Genomic DNA, 17,148 nt, shown 5'->3' on the forward strand with positions numbered 1-17,148 from the left:
TTACCAGCCCTTCGCCAGGCTCGTCTGCAACCGGGCGGCGCGTGCGGCCCGGAGCTGGAAGATCGCCTTCACCAGGGCCGGTGCGGCGATGAAGATGACGATCAGCGCCTGGAGCACGGTCACCAGCTCCAGCGAGATCCCGGAGTACGACTGCATCCGGTTACCACCGGCCTGCAGCGCACCGAACAACAGCGCGGCCAGCAGCACCCCCCAGGGCTTCACCCGCCCGAGCAGCGCCACCAGGATGCCGTCGAAGCCGATCTGCGCGACCACCAGCGGGGTCAACGCGCTGGCGGTGGAGCCGAGCACCATGTTCGAGCCGCCGAGGCCGGCCAGGATTCCGGCGAAGACCATGATCAGGATGTACGTCCGGGTGACGCTGATGCCGGCGGTCCGGGCGGCGTCCGGGTTGGCGCCGACCGCGCGCAGCTCGAAGCCGAGCGTCGAGCGGTTGAGCAGCCAGGCGACCGCCCAGGTGGCCAGCACGGCGAGCAGGATGCCGGCGTGCACCCGCAGATTGTCGCCGAGCAGTCGGGGCAGCTGGGCGGAGCTGTCCACCGCCCTGCTGATCGCGTCGGTACGGTTCGGGTCCTGCACGCCGTTCTGCACGATCAACCAGGTGAGGAAGTACGTGGCGACGTAGTTGAGCATGATCGTGTTGATCACCTCGTGTGCTCCGGCACGGGCCTTGAGGATGCCGGGGATGAAACCCCAGATCGCTCCGCCGAGCGCGCCGGCCAGCACCGCCACCAGCAGGTGCAGGCCGGGCGGCAGCGGCAGCAGGAAGCCGGCCAGCGCCGCCATGATCACGCCGATGGTGGCCTGGCCCTGGGCGCCGATGTTGAACAGGCCGCCCCGGAAGGCCAGTGCCACCGACAGGCCGGTGAAGACCAGCGGCGCCGCGTAGGTCAGCGTCTCCGAGATCGGCGCGAGCACCGCCTGCCAGCCGTTGGCGCCGTTCAACCAGCCGGAGAACGCCTCGGGGTCGAAGATCGAGCCCTTGAACAGGTTCGCGTACGCCTCGCTGACGAGCGTCCAGCTGGAGTTGATCGCGTCGGACGGGCGGGAGGTGATGTACGAGTAGGTGGAGAGCACGTCGGGATCAGAGATGATCATCAGCACCGCGCCGACCACGATCGCCAGCACCAACGACAGCAGGGTCACAGTGAAGGTGTTGGCCGCCCAGAGGTTGTCCAGGAACAACCGGCCCAGGCTCGGCTTCGGCTCCGGCTCCGGGCCCGGCTTCGCCACCGAGCGGTCCGGCTCGGTCGCCACCTCGGCGCGTTCGGTGTTGCCGAGCGCGTTCTGCGCGGCCTGCGCCTCGCTCGCCGGCTCCTTGTCCGGGGAGCCCGACTGCGGGTTGGGGTTGGTCATGCCTCGTCCTCGCTCGCGGAGCCTGCGTCGCTCGCCGGGCTCCCATCTGCCACGCCGGGACTGTCGGCGGCGGTCGTCGCTCCGGGCTTGTCGGCGGCGGGTGCTGCGATGGCGTCGTGGGCCGCGTCCGGGCTGATGCCGGCCATCAGCAGACCGATCTCCTCACGCGGGGTGTCCGGGCCGACGATGCCGATGATCCGGCCGCGGTACATCACCGCGATCCGGTCGGCCAACGCGATCACCTCGTCGAGTTCGCTGGAGACCACCAGAACGGCGGTGCCGATGTCTCGTTCGCGGATGACCTGGCTGTGGATGAACTCGATCGACCCGACGTCGACGCCACGGGTCGGCTGGGCGGCGATGAAGAGCTTCAGCGGTCGGGACAACTCCCGGGCCACGATCACCTTCTGCTGATTGCCGCCGGAGAGGGTGCCCACCGCCGCGTCGGCCGATGAGGTCCGAACGTCGAACTGCTCGATCCGCTCCTTCGCGGAGGCCGCGATCGCGTCCGGCTTCAGCGCGAGCCCGGCACCGAACGGCGGCCGGTCGTAGATGTCCAGCACCAGGTTCTCCGCGACGCTGAACTCCTTGATCAGGCCGTCCACGCTGCGGTCCTCGGGCACGTAACCGACGCCCGCCCGGAGCACCTTCTTGGGCTTCCAGCCGTTGATCCGGTCGCCGGCCAGGCTGATCGTGCCGGCGAGCGCTGGACGCAGGCCCATGATCGCCTCGATCAGCTCGGTCTGACCGTTGCCCTGCACCCCGGCCACGCCGAGCACCTCGCCCGCGCGCACGGTCAGGTCGACGCCGTCGACCGCGCGGATCTGCCGGTCGTCGTCGACGACCAGCCCGGCCACCTCCAGCACCGGCTCGCCCGGCGTGGCCGGGGTCTTGTCCACGGTGAGCCGGACGTTGCGCCCGACCATCAACGCGGCCAGCTCATCCCGGCTGGCCTCCGGCAAGGCGGTGCCGACGGTCTTTCCGCGTCGGATCACGGTGATCCGGTCGGCGATGGCCTTGACCTCGCCGAGCTTGTGGGTGATGAAGACGATCGACTTGCCGGCCGCCTTGAGCGACCGCATGACCGTCAGCAACTCCTCGGTCTCCTGGGGGGTGAGCACCGCGGTCGGCTCGTCCAGGATGAGCAGGTCGACGTCGCGGGTGAGCGCCTTGACGATCTCGACGCGTTGCTGGATGCCGACCGGCAGGTCCTCGATCACCGCGTCCGGGTCGACCCGCAGGTTGTAGCGCTCGGACACCTCGGTGACCTCGCGCCGGGCCCGCCGCCGGTCCAGGAAGCCGGCGATGCCGCCCCGGACCTGCTCGGCGCCGAGCATGATGTTTTCGGCGACGGTGAAGACCGGCACCAGCATGAAGTGCTGGTGCACCATGCCGATCCCGGCGCCGATCGCGTCGGACGGGCCCTTCAGCTTCAGCGGCTCGCCGTCGACCAGGATCTCGCCCTCGTCGGGCTGGTAGAGCCCGTAGAGCACGTTCATCAGGGTCGACTTGCCCGCGCCGTTCTCGCCGAGGAGGGCGTGAATCTCTCCAGGCTCCACCGTCAGGTCGATGTGATCGTTGGCGACCAGATCACCGAACCGCTTGGTGATGCCGCGCAGTTCGAGTCTCAGCGCAACCTCCTGGAGTGCGAGCGATGGTGCAGCCTAGCTGCGTCGTACCGGCCGGACCGGACCGGCCGCCGTGGTGCGCGATCGGCCGCTCCGACCCCGCGGGGTATCCGCAGAGCCGGAGCGGCCGATCGGGTCGTACCTGTCCCCCGCCGGCCCCCCGATGATCTCACCGGAGCGGCCGGCCGGTTGTCACTTGGTCGGCTGGGCCTTCGAGGTGACGGTGATGGTGCCAGCGGCGATGTCCGCCTTGATCTTGTCGACCTCGGCCTTCAGCTCGGCCGGAACCTTGCTGTCGAAGTCGTGGTACGGGGCGATCGAGACACCGGTGTTGGCCAGGGTGCCGACGAAGCCCGGCTTGGCCTCCAGCTTCTCGCCACCGGCGGCCTTGACCACGGCCTCCTTGACGGCCTCCGGGATGTTCTTGACCACGGTGGTGAGGATCGCGGAGCAGTCCGGGGTGCTCTCGCAGCCGTCGACGTCCACCCAGATGGTGCTGTACTTGCCACCCGACGCCTTGGCCGCGGCGGTGGTGCCGAGGCCGGAGCCGCCGGCGACCGGCATGATGATGTCCGCGCCCTGGGCGACCAGCGCGTCGGAGACCTTCTTGCCCTCGTCCTGCTTGTCGAAGGCGTTGGAGAAGGAGCCCTTCTGGGTCTCCTTGTTCCAGCCCAGGGCCTGGACGTTCTTGCCCTTGGTGGTGTTGAAGTACTTCACACCGTCGACGAAGCCGTCCATGAAGATGGTCACCGGCGGGATCGGCACGGCACCGTAGGTGCCGACCTTGCCGCTCTTGCTCATCCCGGCGGCCAGGTAGCCGGCCTGGAACGCGGCCTGGGCGGTGTCGAACTGCATCGGGTAGACGTTGGCGTCACCCGGGTTCGCGTCGACGATGCCGAACTGCTGGTTCGGGTTCGCCTTCGCGATCTTCGAGGTGGCGTCGCCCATCAGGCCACCGACCGCCAGGATGAAGTCGCACTTCTGGTTGACGAACTGCGTCAGGTTCGGCTCGTAGTCGGCCTCGGCCTTCGACGCGACGTACTTGATGTCGATGTTGTCGTTGGCGGCCTTGGCCTCCTGCAGGCCCTTCCAGGCCGAAGCGTTGAACGACTTGTCGTCGATGCCGCCGACGTCGGTCACCATGCAGGCGCTGAACTTCTTGGCGCCACTGCCGGCGTTGTTGTCATCCTTGGGCGCCTCGCCACAAGCGGCGGCGGTGAGCGCGAGCCCACCCACCGCGAAGATCGAGGCGATCCGCATCCCACGCACCGAGCGCAAGACGTCTCCTTCCCATTGCACACCGCGCCTTGTGCGGTGGCAGCCCATCAGCCGACCTGCGGGTGTGCCGCCGGCTGTCCCACGTTACGGACGGGAGCGTACGCCCGCGTCCACCCACCGGCCGACAATCGTGCACGACTGTTGAGCGCCTGTTACCCGGGTGTAACCCTTGCGTGGGGCAAGTCACTCTTCGTGCTGGTAACCGAGCGCCACGGCGTCCGCAACGTCCGTTTTCTGGAGGCGTTTCCCTCCTCGGACGTTACCTCCAAAAGACCGCGACCGCCGCGTTGACCAGGGTCAGGCCGACGATCGCGAGGAAATGACCGCGGTTGACCACGTCCCGCTTCCGGGAGAAGAAGACCATGACGAAGATCAGCAGCGCGATCACCAACTTCGTCACAAGTTTTGCCGGTGCCGGCTCGTCGCCGTCGCGCAGCGGTGCGGAGAGGCCGAGCCCGGTCAGCAACTGGATCACCGCGCCCCACAGCATGGCCGGGTTGATCCGCAGCCGACCGCTGGCGTACTGGGCGATCGAGCCACCGAGCAGCAGGGCGAACCCGATCAGATGGACGTAGAGAAGGATGAGTCGGAGTGCTTCCACGCCGCCCATCCTCCCCCATCAACGACACTTTGTAGTAGTGGGGTGGGCCGGTCGGCGCGTCCAGGCCGCCCGACCACGCTCGACGACCTATCCCTTCACGGCGCCGGAGGTGAGGCCGGAGACGATGTACCGCTGGAGGAACTGGAAGACCAGCACCGTCGGGATCGCGGTCAGCAGGGTGCCGGCCGCGAAGATCCCGAAGTTGGTGTTCCGCTCGCCGCCCTGCAACATGCCCCGCATTCCGACCGCGAGGGTCTTGGCGTCCGTGTCGGTGAGGAAGACGCTCGCCATCAGGAACTCGTTGATGGTGTTGATGAAGGCGAGCAGCCCGGTCACCGCGAGGATCGGCGCCACCAACGGCAGCATGATCCGGAAGAAGACCTGGGCGTGTGAGGCGCCGTCCACTGTGGCCGACTCGTCCAGCTCCCGGGGCAGGGTGTCGAAGAAGCCCTTCATCAGCCAGGTGTTCACGCCCAGCGCGCCACCCAGGTAGAGCAGCAACAGACCCCACGGGGTGTTGAAGCCGATCGCCGGCCACAGGTCGGTGATCGTGCCGAAGATCAGGAAGATCGCAACGATCGCCAGGAACTGCGGGAACATCTGGATCAACAACAGTGACAGCAACCCCACCCGTCGGCCCTGGAACCGCATCCGGGAGAAGGCGTACGCCGCGAGGGCGGAGAGGAAGACCGAGGCGAACGCGGCCCCGCCGGCGATGAGCAGCGAGTTCAGGAACCAGTCAGCGAACTCGGTGCGCGCGAACAGATTCCCGAAGTTCTCCAACGACACCCCGCCGGTCGGCACCAACTCGGTGGACGACAGGGTGCCGAGCGGATTGAGCGCCGCCGAGACGACGAACACGAGCGGAAAGAGACTGAACAGCACGCCGAGCAGGCCGACCAGGTGACGCCAGCCGACCTCGGCGAACCATCGCTTCCTACGCTTCCCCGCGTTGCGGTTGACCGCCGCCGGGCCGTTCGCGCCGCCCGTGACGGCGGCGCCGGTGAGCATGGTCATGCGTACACCTCCTCCTGTCGGCGGGTCCGCCGGAAGCTGACCGTCGACACCACAGCGACGATGGCGAAGATGAACAGCGAGATGGCCGCGGCGAAGCCGAACTGTGCGGCCTGCCCGCCGAACGCCAGCCGGTAGGTGTAGGTGATCAGCAGATCGGTGGCGCCGTTGCTGGGGTTGTCCGCCGGGAACGGCGCGCCCTCGGTGGTCAGGTAGATCGCGTTGAAGTTGTTGAAGTTGAACGCGAACGACGAGATCAGCAGCGGCGAGAGCGCTACCAGCAGCAGCGGCAGGGTGACCGCCCGGAACGACTGCCAGCGCGACGCCCCGTCGACCGAGGTGGCCTCTGTCAACTCCCGTGGGATGGCCTGTAGCGCGCCGGTGGCCACCAGGAACATGTACGGGTAGCCGAGCCAGAGCTGCACCAGGATCACTGCGGCGCGGGCCGACCAGTCCTGCCCGAACCAGTCGACGCCGAGCCCGAACAGATTGTTGATCAGCCCGAAGTCGGTGTTGAACATGTCCCGCCAGACCAGCAGCATCGCGAAGGACGGCATGGCGTACGGCAGGATCAGCAACATCCGGTAGAGGTTGGTGCCCCGCATCCGGGGCGAGTGCAGCGCCAGGGCTATCAACATGCCGAGGATGAACGTGCCGCCGGTGGAGCCGATGGCGAAGGCGAAGTTCCAGACCAGCGTGCCGAGGAACGGCCCGGAGATCCGCTCGTCGGTGAGCACCCGGGTGAAGTTCGACAGCCCGACGTTCACCTTCCAACCCTGGGCCAGCCGCTCGCCGTCGGCGGCGACGAACGCGCCGACCTCGCCGTCCGCGGTCCAGGTCTTGCCGCTGTCGCTGTCCTTGACGCAGTCGCAGCCGGCGTCGTACGCCCGGACGGCCTTGCCCTCGTACGCCCGGGACAGGCCGGACGAGCGCAGCGCGCCTCCGGCGGTCGGCACCACCAGGTCCGTGATGTCCTTGCTGCGGGCGCTGGCCTGGCCGAAGTTCAGCACGGTGTAGCCGTCGGCCGCGGTGACCTTCCCGCCGGGGCCGACGGTGGCCGCGCCGGGATCGAGCGGGCGCAGGCCCCCGGCGTCGCCGACGGAGACCGTGTCGGTTCCTGGCTTGGTGATCAGGAAGACCAGGGCGCCGGTGGCCGGGTCGCCCTTGGTGGCGACCGACAACGGGTACTGGGTGGACCCCGGGACCTGCTTGACCGAGGAGCTCTGGATCGCGACGATCGCGTCGTCCTTGCTGCCGCGGTGGCCGTCGCCGAAGTTGGTGAAGGCCGTGCTCGCGGTGTAGAGCACCGGCACGACCTGGAAGGCGATCAGGAAGAGCGTGCCGGGGACGAGGTACTTCGCCGGGACGTGCCGGCGGCCCAGGTACAGATAGAACAGTGCGGCGGTGGTAAGCACCAGCACCGCCAGCCCGACCCACTTCTCGGCCGCCACGAGCGGGAAGGCCGCCCAGATCGCGATCCCGGCCACCAGGCCGAGCAGGATCACCTTCGCGGCGAGGCCGGCCGCGGTGATCGGCGCGTGGTTCCGCGCGGTACGGGAGGTGCGTGGGGACCCGGTGCGGACGGGCCCCCGGCCCGGGGCCTGCTGGGCAGACTCCGGGCCGGACAGCGGTGTGCTCATTACTTGATCGAACCGGCGATCGTCCTGCCGGCCGCGGTAACCGTGCTGGTGGGGTCGGCGCCGCCGATGACGGCGGCCTCGGCCTTGCCGAACGGGTCCCAGATCGCGGCCATGGCCGGGATGGCCGGGAGCACCTGGCCGTCCTTGCCGGCCTCGATGAACTTGGCCAGGTCCGGGTCGCTGCTCTTGACCTGGTCCAGCGCGGCGGTCAGCGCCGGCGGGCGCGGGTCGGCCTGGTAGAGCGCCACGGCCAGGTCCGGCGTGGTGACGTAGTTGGCGACGAACTCCTGGGCGAGAGCCTTGTTCTTGCCCTTGGCCGCCACGTAGAAGGACTGGACGCCCACGAACGGCGCGGCCGCCTTGCCGCCGGCGAAGCCGGGAACGGCGGAGACGTCGTACTTGATGCCGGCCTTCTTCACGTCGGCGGTGGCCCACGGCCCGGAAACCAGGAAGGCGCACTTCCTGCCGGTGAAGGTGGCGGTCGAGTTGGTGTCGGCGATCGAACGCTTCAGCACGCCCTCGCCCTTCTCGCCGAGCGCGGCGATCTTCTTGAACGCGGCGATCGACTCCGGCTTGCCCACGCCCAGGTCCTTCGGGTCGTAGTCGCCGTTCGCGGTGGTGCCGAAGAGGTAACCGCCGGCCGAGGTGTACAGCGGGTAGATGTGGTACGCGTCGCCCTTCTGGCCGACCTGGAGGCAGAGCGTCTCGGTGACCTTCTTCTGCGCCTTGAGCTGCTTGCCGGTGGCGACCAGGTCCTCGATCGTCTTCGGTGCCTCGGGGGCCAGTTCGGTGTTGCGGATCAGCGCCAGGTTCTCCTGGGCATAGGGCACGCCGTAGAGCTGACCGTTGAAGGTGACGGCCTTGACAGCGGTCTCGTTGAAGGCGCCCTTCTGCTCGTCGGACAGCTGCACCGGGTCGATGGCACCGTTCTGGACCAGGTTGCCGATCCAGTCGTGCGCGCCGATCACCACGTCCGGGCCGCCGCCCTGGCTCGACACGGTCACGAAGTTGTTCTGGAGGTCCTCGTTCGGGACGGCCTGGACCTCGACGGTGACGCCGTTCTCCTGGCCGAACTTCTCGACGAACGGCTTGAGGGCGGCGGTCCGCTTGTCGTCCGCCCAGATCACCAGTTTGCCGCCGGCGGCCTTGGGGGTGTCCTTCGCGGCCGGCTCGTCGCTGTCGCCACCGCAGCCTGAGGCGGCGAGCGCCAGGGCGAAGAGGGCGACCACACCCGCGGTACGGATGCGCATCGGTACTCCTGTCGTCATGGCGGGTCCGCCGGGGGAAGGGCGGCTCACCAGTGGGAACCTCTGGAAGTTCTTGCCAACCGGCGCATTGATGCTGCGCCGCTGCTCTCGCATGTTGCGGGGACGTTAGCAAGACGTTGCAAGTAATGGAAGGGCTTGCAGAGCACCCCGCAAGAACTTGCCGGTGGGCTAAAGTGCCGCCATGCGCGCTCGACTGTCCGACATCGCCCAGCAGGCCGAAGTCAGCGAGGCCACGGTGTCGCGGGTGCTCAACGACCGCCCCGGCGTGGCCCCCGAGACCCGGCAGGCCGTCCTCACCGCCCTCGACGTGCTCGGGTACGAGCGCCCAGCCCGGCTGCGCAAGCGCAGCGCCGGTCTGGTCGGCCTGGTGGTGCCGGAGCTGGACAACCCGATCTTCCCCGCCTTCGCGCAGGTCATCGAGTCCACACTGGCACAGAGCGGTTTCACCCCGGTGCTCTGCACCCAGACCGCCGGCGGCGTGACCGAGGACGAGTACGTGGAGATGCTGCTGGACCGGCAGGTCTCCGGGATCGTCTTCGTCTCCGGTCTGCACGCCGACACGGCCGCCAACCACGACCGCTACCGGGCGCTGCTCGCCCGGCCGTTGCCGGTCGTGATGATCAACGGGTACGTGCCCGGCATCGGCGCGCCCTTCGTCTCCTGCGACGACCGGGAGGCGGCCGAACTGGCCGTCGCCCACCTGGTCGCGCTCGGGCACCGGCGGATCGGCCTGATCACCGGCCCGGACCGGTTCGTCCCGGTGCAGCGCAAGGTGGCTGCCTGGCGCTCCGCGATGACCCGGCTGGCCGGCGTCGCCGAGGCCGACCTGGGTCCGCTGGCCGAGCTCTCACTGTTCGGAGTGGAGGGTGGCGAGGCGGCGGCCGGCCGCCTGTTGGACCGCGGCGTCACCGGCGTGGTCTGCGGCTCCGACCTGATGGCGCTCGGCGCCATCCGGGCCGCCCGCCAACGCGGCCTCGACGTCCCCGACGGCCTCTCCGTGGTCGGCTACGACGACTCCCCACTGATGGCCTTCACCGACCCGCCGCTGACCACCATGCGGCAGCCGGTCACCGCGATGGCGGTGGCCGCCGTCCGCGCCCTGGTGGACGAGATCAACGGGCACGGCGCCCCGCACTCGGAGTACCTGTTCCGCCCGGAGCTGGTGGTGCGGGGCTCCACCGCTGTCGCGCCGAGTTCCGCACGCCTGTCTTACGCAAGATCTGCTTGACTCTTGCAGCGGCGGGCCGGCATATTGCTCGAATGATCAGCACCACCACCCCGCCACATGCCACCGACGACGACTGGTGGCGCTCCGCGGTCGTCTATCAGGTGTACGTCCGCAGCTTCGCCGACAGCGACGGCGACGGCACCGGCGACCTCCAGGGCATCCGGCAGCGCCTGCCGTACCTGCGCGACCTCGGGGTGGACGCGCTCTGGCTGACCCCCTTCTACACCTCGCCGATGATCGACGGCGGGTACGACGTGGCCGACTACCGGGACGTCGACCCGATGTTCGGCACCCTCGCCGACTTCGACGCGATGATCACCGACGCGCACGCCCACGGCCTGCGGATCATCGTCGACCTGGTGCCCAACCACACCTCCAGCGCGCACCACTGGTTCACCGCGGCGCTCGCCGCCGGCCCCGGCTCACCGGAGCGGGCCCGCTACCTCTTCGCCGACGGTCGGGGCGCGCACGGCGAGTTGCCCCCGAACGACTGGGAGAGCATCTTCGGCGGCCCCGCCTGGACCCGGATCGCTGACGGTCAGTGGTATCTGCACCTGTTCGACCCGTCGCAGCCGGACCTGAACTGGCGTCACCCGGAGGTCCGCGCCGAGTTCGAGGATGTGCTGCGGTTCTGGCTGGACCGGGGCGTCGACGGATTCCGCGTCGACGTGGCGCACGGCATGATCAAGGCGGAAGGGCTGCCGGACGTCGGCTTCAGCTCGATGACCACCGGCCAGCGCCAGGTCGAACTGCTCGGCAAGGGCCGGCTGCCGTACTTCGACCAGGACGAGGTGCACGAGATCTACCAGGCCTGGCGGCCCATCCTGGACAGCTACCCGGGCGGTCGGATGGCGGTCGCCGAGGCGTGGGCCGAGACGCCACAGCGCCTGGCCCGCTACATCGGCCCGGACGAGTTGCACCAGGCGTTCAGCTTCGACTTCCTCGACGCCACCTGGTCGGCCGACTCGTTCCGCAAGGTGATCGACACCGCGCTGGCCGAGGCGACAGTCGTCGGAGCGCCGACCACCTGGGTGCTGTCCAACCACGACAAGCAGCGGCACGTCACCCGGTACGGCGACGGCGTCGAAGGGCTGCGCCGAGCCCGGGCCGCCAGCCTGCTGATGCTCGCCCTGCCCGGCTGCGCCTACCTCTACCAGGGCGAGGAACTGGGCCTGCCGGAGGTTCTCGACCTCCCCGACGAGCTGCGTCAGGATCCGGCGTTCCTGCGCACCGGCGAGAGCCGCGACGGCTGCCGGGTGCCCATCCCGTGGAGCGGCGAGCTGGCCCCGTACGGTTTCGGGCCGGCCGGCAGTGAGCTGAGCTGGCTACCCGCCCCGGCGCTCTGGCAGGCGCTGTCCGTCACGGCGCAGACCGGCGTACCCGGCTCGACCCTGGAGCTGTACCGCACCGCGCTGCGGATCCGCCACGTTCATCCCGCGCTCGCCCTCGACGCCGACGGGGTCACCTGGCGGGAGAGCGAGCCGGGCGTGCTGGCCTTCTCCCGCTCCGCAGGCTCGACCGTGCTGACCTGCGTGGTCAACTTCAGCGGCGCGCCGGTCCTGATCGACGGGTACGGTCAGCCGCTCGTCGCCAGCGACGAGCTCACCGAACAGGGCTCCGGCCAGCTGCTGCCAATTGACGCGGCAGTCTGGTTGGAACAGCGCTGAACGGGTAACTCGTTCTCGACCTGGTCGTTCGTCGTGCCCCGCGCCGACGGGCGACTGGGCTACCAGCCCCTTGTGGTGGGGGGTGAGGTGCCACCGGCGCCGCGCGGAGTCCGCTCCGTGTGGCGCCGGTGTCCGTATACGCCGATGGTTGGACCCAGGCGTCGTGGGTACCGCATCGGGCACCATCGCTACGGAGGTGACCCCATGGTGGTACGGATCGCCCAGTGCACGCTCGACGTCGAGGACCTGGACCTGATGGTCTCGTTCTGGTCGGCGGCACTCGGCTACGAGGTCGAGCAGGGCGACGACGGCAGCGCCAAGCTCTGGCCGCCGGGGCAGCCGTCCGCCGCCGCGCCCACCGTGTGGTTACAGGGCTCGGGCACCGCCAAGCGGGGCAAGAACCGGCTGCACCTCGACCTGGTCGCCGACGCGGACCCACAGGCCGAGGTACGGCGGCTGCTGAGCCTCGGTGCGCGGCAGGTCGACGTCGGGCAGACCGGGGCCGAGCAGTTCACAGTGCTCGCCGATCCCGAGGGCAACGAGTTCTGCGTGCTGGACCGCGCGCCGACCCGCTGACGTCTCACTTGGCGGTGAGCAACGCCGCGATCCGGGTGAAGCCGGCGCGTACCTCGGCCTCGTCCGGCGGTTCGGCCGGCTCACCGTGGCCGGCCTCGTCGGCCGCCGCGTCCAACTCCTCGTCGATCACGTCCTCGAAGTCCCCGTACAGGTCGGCCCCCTCCACCTGACGGGCCTCGTCCTCGGCGGCGACCTGCGCGGCGGCGATCTCGCTCCGGATCTCGTCGGCGGACAGTGCCGGCAGCAACGGCTCCACCACGGCCATCAACTGCTCCTCGGCCACCACCGCCTCGGCCAGGGCCAACGCGTGCGGTCGCTCGTACGGCCCGCAGACCACCGGCTCCCACTCGTCGAGATCACCGAGCGGACCGAAAGTGATGATCCATGGCAGGCCGAGGAGCGGTGAGTCCGCCGGCAGGTCCAGTGTCATGAGTGCGCCCACCGGCTCATCATGGTCCGCGAACGCGAGCGCCGACGCCGTTCTGCTCAGTTATCGCCCGTCCGGCGCTCGATCGGCGGCCGGTCAGCCGGGGCGGACCGCGTCCAGGGCGGCGCGGACCAAGGCGAGCGCGGTGGCCGGCGGTACGCCGAGCCGGGCCGCCTCCTCCGCGTAGCCGGCCGCCGCCCGCTGCAACCGGTCGACGGCGTCGTCCCGCCCAGGTGCCACGAAGGTGCCGTTGCGACCCCGGGTCTCCAGCAGCCCGGCCGCCTCCAGCTCCCGGTAGGCACGGGCGACAGTGTTCGCGGCCAACCGCAGGTCGGCGGCGAGCTGCCGCACGGTGGGCAGTCGGCTGCCCACCGGCAACCGGCCGTCGCCGATCAGCTCGGCAAGCTGTACGCGCACCTGCTCGTACGGGGGTACCGACGAGTCCTGGTCGACCGAGATCAGCACCTGGGCGCCTTCCGTCATCAGCCCGCACCGCCCGGCGTACCGGGGTCGATGCCCTCGTCGACATCCTTCGGTGCGGCGGGGGTCTCCGCCAGGTCCACCACTCGGCCGTTGGTGCTGGTCGCCAGGAGCGCCGCGCCGAACAGCACCAACTGGTTGAGCAGGTAGAGGTAGAGCAGCAGACCGACGGCGCCGGCCACCACGGTGTACGCCGGGTTCCGCTCGGTCCGCACCACGTAGTACCGCCCGACGGTGTTCAGTAGCGTGATGCCGACCGCCACCAGCACCACCACCGGGCGCAGCCGGGACCGGCTCATCCGCAGCCGGGGCACGGCCAGCAGCAACGCGGTGGCGAGCACGGTGTTGACCAGCACGCTGAGCACCGCGCTGATGGTGGTCAGACCCACCGACCCGGTGCTGCGCAGCAGGAAACGCAGCAGCGACTCCAACGCGTCCACCGCCGCGACCGAGACGCCGAGCAGCACGAAGACGCCGATCATCACGCCCAGGTCGACGAGCCGCCGCACCACCAGATTGCCCGGCTGCTGGTTGAGCTGGTACATCAACCGCTGCGAGGACCTGATGGCCTCGACCCAACCGATCCCGGTGAAGACCAGGATGACCAGGCCGACCACCCCGACCGTGCCGCTGGAGTTGGCGATCTGCTCGGCGTCCAGGAACGGCAGATTCTCCTTGAGGAAGTCGGCCGCCGCCGCGCTGACCTCGTCGTTGTCCTCCAGGATCGCCCCGAAGACGGAGAACGCGACCAGGGCGAGGGCGAACACGGCGAAGAAGCCGTAGTAGGCGATGGCGGCGGCCAATCGGCCGGCCAGCACCTCGCCGTACAGCACCCCGGCCCGCCACACATGATCGAAGAGCCCCGACCGGTGGCGCGCGGCGCTCACCCAGCGGTCGATGCCCGCCTCGATCCGGCCGATCACGTTCACGCGATCATCCTCGCCGATCTCCCACCGCTGTAGTGGCAACCGGCTCCCGATGCTCGCCGGCCGGCGCGTCGCCGGTGCTTCAGGTGCTGGCGCCTCGGTTGCTGGCGCTTCGGTTGCCGAGGCAGAAGTCCCGACGCGGCTGCCACCTGGCCTGCCCGCTGTGCGAGAAGAGGGTGAACCCGTCGACCTCGAACATCGCGGAGAAGTCGGCCAGATCCTCGTACACCTTGTCCAGGGCCTCCGGTGCCACGTCCTGAGCCACTGTGACGTGCGGATGGTACGGGAACCGAAGCTCGCGGTGCAGGCCCGGCGCCGCGGCGATGGCCGCGGCCAGCAGCTCGCACTCACTGATCCCGGCGGCCACCGCGACGAACACCACCTGGGTGACCGGACGGAACGTGCCGGTGCCCCGCAGGTGCAGCGTGAACGGCAGGTGCGCGGCGGCGACGGCGGCCAGGTGCCGCTCGACCGCCGGCAGGTTGGCCGTCCGGATCTCGGTGGGCCCGAGCAAGGTCACGTGCGCGGGCACCGCCAGCGGATCACCGGCCTCGACCCGCCGCCGGGTGAGCAGGGCACCCCACGGCTCGGGGATGTCCACCGCGATGCCGATCTGGATGGTGTCGCCGGTCGGCGGCATCCCGCCACTGCGATCCACGCTTCGCGCCGCCCCTCCGACCACCGAGCCGTCCACCTGTACCGCGGAGCTACTCGCCGCGCACGGGCGGGAAGAATCCGACCCGCTCGTACGCGGACCGCAGGGTCGTCGCGGCCACGGCACGGGCCTTCTCCGCGCCGGCCGCGAGCAGCTTGTCCAACTGCGCCGGATCGTCGAGGTAACCGCGGGTGCGTTCCTGGATCGGCCGGACGAAGTCCGTCACCACCTCGGCCAGCTCCTTCTTCAGATCGCCGTAGCCACGGCCCGCGTACGCGGCCACCAGCTCGTCGATGCTGCGGCCGCTCAGCGCCGAGTAGATGGTCAACAGGTTGGACACACCCGGCTTGGTCTCGGCGTCGAAGACGATCTCCCGACCGGTGTCGGTCACCGCCGAACGGATCTTCTTCGCGGACCGGGCCGGATCGTCGAGCAGGTCGATGATGCCGGCCGGCGAGGACGACGACTTCGACATCTTCGCGGTCGGGTCCTGCAGGTCGGTGATCTTGGCAGTGTCCTTGACGATGTGCGGCGCGGGCACCGTGAAGGTCGCGCCGAACAGCGAGTTGAAGCGCTGGGCCAGATCCCGGGAGAGCTCCAGGTGCTGGCGCTGGTCCTCGCCGACCGGGACCGCGTTGGCCTGGTAGAGCAGGATGTCGGCGGCCTGGAGGACCGGATAGGTGAACAGCCCGACGCTGGCCCGCTCGTTACCCTGCTTCTGCGACTTGTCCTTGAACTGGGTCATCCGGCTGGCCTCGCCGAAGCCGGTGATGCAGCCGAGCACCCAGGCCAGCTGCGGGTGCTCGGGCACCTGCGACTGGACGAACAGGGTGCTGCGTTCCGGGTCGAGCCCGACGGCGAAGAGCTGGGCCGCGGCCACCCGGGTCCGCTGGCGCAGCAGCGCCGGATCGTGCCCCGCGGTGATGGCGTGCAGGTCCACCACGCAGTAGAACGCGTCGTGGGTGTCCTGTAGCGCCACCCAGTGCCGCACCGCGCCGAGATAGTTGCCGAGGTGGAACGAGTCGGCTGTCGGCTGGATGCCGGAGAAGACGCGGGGCCGGGCGGGAACGTCGGACATGGCGATAATTCTGTCAGCAAGCAACCCGGTCCGTCATGACGGGCCGGCGGGTCGGCTCCGGCCCGCCGGTGCCGGGGTGCTGACCTCGCGTGCTTCGCCCGCGCCGACCCGGCGCGTCGGCCCGACGGCGACCCGGCGGTGCTGCCCCGCCATCGCCTCCCGGGCAGGCTCGGGGCCGCCGCCCGCCGAGGCCGACGCGGAGTCGTGCTCGCGGCGCCGCCCGGTGCTCTGCTCGCGGTCCGGCTCGGTGCCCTGCTCTCGGCGCTGCTCGGTGCGGACGGCGGAGACGGCGATTCGGGCCACCCGGCGGCCGTCCAACGTGAGCACCCGCAGCAGCCAGCCGGAAGGCAGCTCGGGCGGATCGGGCGCGCCGACCTCGGCGGGCTCACCCGGCACCGGCACCTCGTCGCCGGTCACCGGGAGCCGGCCCAGCGCGGCCATGACGAACCCGCCCACCGTCTCGTAAGGTCCGGCGGGTAGTGCCACCCCGGTCCGCTCGGCGAAGTCAGCGAGGTTGAGGCGGCCGTCCACCACGGCGGGCAGGCCTGCGTACACCGGGTCCGGGGTGGCGTCGTACTCGTCGTGGATCTCGCCGATCAACTCCTCGATGAGGTCCTCCAGGGTGACGATTCCAGCCGTGCCGCCGTACTCGTCGACCACCACCGCGAGGTGCTGGCCCTCCCGGCGCATCTCGGTCAGCGCGGCGAGCACCCGTTTGCTGCCCGGGAGCCGCTTCACCTCCCGGGCCAACTCGCCGACGGTGACGCACGGGTCGGCGTCCGGGCGCAGCAGTACGTCACGGAGGTGCACGAAGCCGACCACGTCGTCGTGCGTGCCGTCGGTGACCGGGTAACGGGTGTGCGTTTCGGCGCGGACCAGTCGGGCGGCTTCGACGAGGGTCAGCCGCGCCGGGAGGAAGACCACCTCGGTGCGCGGCATCATCACCTCGCGGATCAGACTGGCACCGGCCACCAGGACCTCGTCGATGATCCGACGCTCGTCCGGGTCGAGCACCGTGTTCGCCGCGACCAGGTCCCGCAGATCGGCCTCGGAGATGTGCTCCCGGCCGGCCGTCGGACCGGTCCCGAGCAGATCGGTGACGAGCCGGGTGGCGCCATCCGCGGCGCGCACCAGCACCCGGGCGACGGCCCGGGCGAGCGGGCCAGGGTCGCGGCGGGGGTGTGCCCGCGCGTGTCGCCGGAGCCCGGTACGGGCCGCTTCCCGCATGACAGAGATGGTAGACACCGTGGGCCCAACGCACCCGGGATCACGCGGAGCGGCGGGCAGATGTTCGGCTCTGTTTAATCA

15 protein-coding genes and 1 pseudogene are annotated in these 17,148 nt (G+C 70.0%); 3 read left to right on the top strand and 13 right to left on the bottom strand.

The window, feature by feature from the left end:
- From ACIA47_RS06605 to ACIA47_RS06635, 7 genes are all read right to left on the bottom strand, one after another.
- Complete coding sequence (locus ACIA47_RS06605) at positions 1–1,374, bottom strand: ABC transporter permease (RefSeq protein ID WP_203119399.1); 1,374 nt, start codon at positions 1,372–1,374, stop codon at positions 1–3.
- A complete protein-coding gene (locus tag ACIA47_RS06610; protein ID WP_396706400.1) occupies positions 1,371–3,005 on the bottom strand; it encodes an ABC transporter ATP-binding protein in 1,635 nt (544 codons plus the stop codon). Before ACIA47_RS06610 ends, ACIA47_RS06605 begins: the two co-directional genes overlap by 4 nt.
- A 189-nt stretch (positions 3,006–3,194) precedes the next feature.
- Positions 3,195–4,262, bottom strand: coding sequence for a BMP family ABC transporter substrate-binding protein (locus ACIA47_RS06615; RefSeq protein ID WP_203119478.1), 1,068 nt, complete (start codon positions 4,260–4,262; stop codon positions 3,195–3,197).
- A 277-nt stretch (positions 4,263–4,539) separates the two neighbouring features.
- Positions 4,540–4,881: a hypothetical protein gene (locus tag ACIA47_RS06620; protein WP_091397247.1), complete on the bottom strand. Its 342-nt coding sequence runs from the start codon at positions 4,879–4,881 to the stop codon at positions 4,540–4,542.
- Positions 4,882–4,968: 87 nt separating this feature from the next.
- A complete protein-coding gene (locus ACIA47_RS06625; protein WP_396706019.1) occupies positions 4,969–5,898 on the bottom strand; it encodes a sugar ABC transporter permease in 930 nt (309 codons plus the stop codon).
- Positions 5,895–7,535: an ABC transporter permease subunit gene (locus tag ACIA47_RS06630; protein WP_396706021.1), complete on the bottom strand. Its 1,641-nt coding sequence runs from the start codon at positions 7,533–7,535 to the stop codon at positions 5,895–5,897. The genes ACIA47_RS06625 and ACIA47_RS06630 overlap by 4 nt, the downstream gene beginning before the upstream one ends.
- Positions 7,535–8,785 (bottom strand): maltose ABC transporter substrate-binding protein, encoded by a 1,251-nt coding sequence (locus tag ACIA47_RS06635; protein ID WP_203119403.1) that lies wholly within the window; start codon positions 8,783–8,785, stop codon positions 7,535–7,537. The genes ACIA47_RS06630 and ACIA47_RS06635 overlap by 1 nt, the downstream gene beginning before the upstream one ends.
- Positions 8,786–8,984: 199 nt before the next feature.
- On the opposite strand from ACIA47_RS06635, the gene ACIA47_RS06640 reads away from it, so the two are divergent.
- The 3 genes from ACIA47_RS06640 (at position 8,985) to ACIA47_RS06650 (ending at position 12,274) form a co-directional block, all read left to right on the top strand.
- Positions 8,985–10,031 (top strand): LacI family DNA-binding transcriptional regulator, encoded by a 1,047-nt coding sequence (locus tag ACIA47_RS06640; RefSeq protein WP_112581627.1) that lies wholly within the window; start codon positions 8,985–8,987, stop codon positions 10,029–10,031.
- A 32-nt stretch (positions 10,032–10,063) separates the two neighbouring features.
- The gene (locus ACIA47_RS06645; protein ID WP_396706025.1) at positions 10,064–11,698 is read left to right on the top strand and encodes a glycoside hydrolase family 13 protein; all 1,635 of its coding nucleotides are present in this window, start codon (positions 10,064–10,066) and stop codon (positions 11,696–11,698) included.
- Between the two features lie 204 nt (positions 11,699–11,902).
- Entirely contained in the window at positions 11,903–12,274 is a 372-nt protein-coding gene (locus ACIA47_RS06650) for a VOC family protein (protein ID WP_203119409.1), read from the top strand.
- 4 nt (positions 12,275–12,278) lie between these two features.
- Here the strand turns inward: ACIA47_RS06650 and ACIA47_RS06655 are convergent, their stop codons facing one another.
- The 6 genes and pseudogenes from ACIA47_RS06655 to ACIA47_RS06680 form a co-directional block, all read right to left on the bottom strand.
- On the bottom strand, positions 12,279–12,716 hold the full coding sequence (locus ACIA47_RS06655; RefSeq protein WP_091394593.1) for a hypothetical protein: 438 nt from the start codon (positions 12,714–12,716) through the stop codon (positions 12,279–12,281).
- 81 nt (positions 12,717–12,797) lie between these two features.
- Positions 12,798–13,184: a GntR family transcriptional regulator gene (locus ACIA47_RS06660; protein WP_203119411.1), complete on the bottom strand. Its 387-nt coding sequence runs from the start codon at positions 13,182–13,184 to the stop codon at positions 12,798–12,800.
- Positions 13,184–14,110: a YihY/virulence factor BrkB family protein gene (locus tag ACIA47_RS06665; protein WP_396706027.1), complete on the bottom strand. Its 927-nt coding sequence runs from the start codon at positions 14,108–14,110 to the stop codon at positions 13,184–13,186. The genes ACIA47_RS06660 and ACIA47_RS06665 overlap by 1 nt, the downstream gene beginning before the upstream one ends.
- A 79-nt stretch (positions 14,111–14,189) precedes the next feature.
- Positions 14,190–14,747, bottom strand: a complete 558-nt coding sequence (locus ACIA47_RS06670; RefSeq protein WP_203119480.1) for a 2'-5' RNA ligase family protein — start codon at positions 14,745–14,747, stop codon at positions 14,190–14,192.
- Positions 14,748–14,814: 67 nt separating this feature from the next.
- Complete coding sequence (gene trpS, locus ACIA47_RS06675; RefSeq protein WP_112581632.1) at positions 14,815–15,840, bottom strand: tryptophan--tRNA ligase; 1,026 nt, start codon at positions 15,838–15,840, stop codon at positions 14,815–14,817.
- A 249-nt stretch (positions 15,841–16,089) separates the two neighbouring features.
- Positions 16,090–17,067, bottom strand: a pseudogene (locus tag ACIA47_RS06680) (hemolysin family protein); the annotation flags it as partial.
- Between the last annotated feature and the right edge of the window lie 81 nt (positions 17,068–17,148).

Source organism: Micromonospora sp. NPDC051227 (assembly GCF_044455385.1).
Classification (GTDB): domain Bacteria; phylum Actinomycetota; class Actinomycetes; order Mycobacteriales; family Micromonosporaceae; genus Micromonospora.

What these genes read in the sequence shown, in the direction of transcription:
- ACIA47_RS06635 (WP_203119403.1), bottom strand. Translation starts at nt 8,785, where the DNA reads ATGCGCATCCGTACCGCGGGTGTGGTCGCCCTCTTCGCCCTGGCGCTC.
- ACIA47_RS06615 (WP_203119478.1), bottom strand. Translation starts at nt 4,262, where the DNA reads ATGCGGATCGCCTCGATCTTCGCGGTGGGTGGGCTCGCGCTCACCGCC.
- ACIA47_RS06605 (WP_203119399.1), bottom strand. Translation starts at nt 1,374, where the DNA reads ATGACCAACCCCAACCCGCAGTCGGGCTCCCCGGACAAGGAGCCGGCG.
- ACIA47_RS06630 (WP_396706021.1), bottom strand. Translation starts at nt 7,535, where the DNA reads ATGAGCACACCGCTGTCCGGCCCGGAGTCTGCCCAGCAGGCCCCGGGC.
- ACIA47_RS06645 (WP_396706025.1), top strand. Translation starts at nt 10,064, where the DNA reads ATGATCAGCACCACCACCCCGCCACATGCCACCGACGACGACTGGTGG.
- ACIA47_RS06660 (WP_203119411.1), bottom strand. Translation starts at nt 13,184, where the DNA reads ATGACGGAAGGCGCCCAGGTGCTGATCTCGGTCGACCAGGACTCGTCG.
- ACIA47_RS06650 (WP_203119409.1), top strand. Translation starts at nt 11,903, where the DNA reads ATGGTGGTACGGATCGCCCAGTGCACGCTCGACGTCGAGGACCTGGAC.
- ACIA47_RS06670 (WP_203119480.1), bottom strand. Translation starts at nt 14,747, where the DNA reads ATGCCGCCGACCGGCGACACCATCCAGATCGGCATCGCGGTGGACATC.
- ACIA47_RS06625 (WP_396706019.1), bottom strand. Translation starts at nt 5,898, where the DNA reads ATGACCATGCTCACCGGCGCCGCCGTCACGGGCGGCGCGAACGGCCCG.
- trpS (WP_112581632.1), bottom strand. Translation starts at nt 15,840, where the DNA reads ATGTCCGACGTTCCCGCCCGGCCCCGCGTCTTCTCCGGCATCCAGCCG.
- ACIA47_RS06640 (WP_112581627.1), top strand. Translation starts at nt 8,985, where the DNA reads ATGCGCGCTCGACTGTCCGACATCGCCCAGCAGGCCGAAGTCAGCGAG.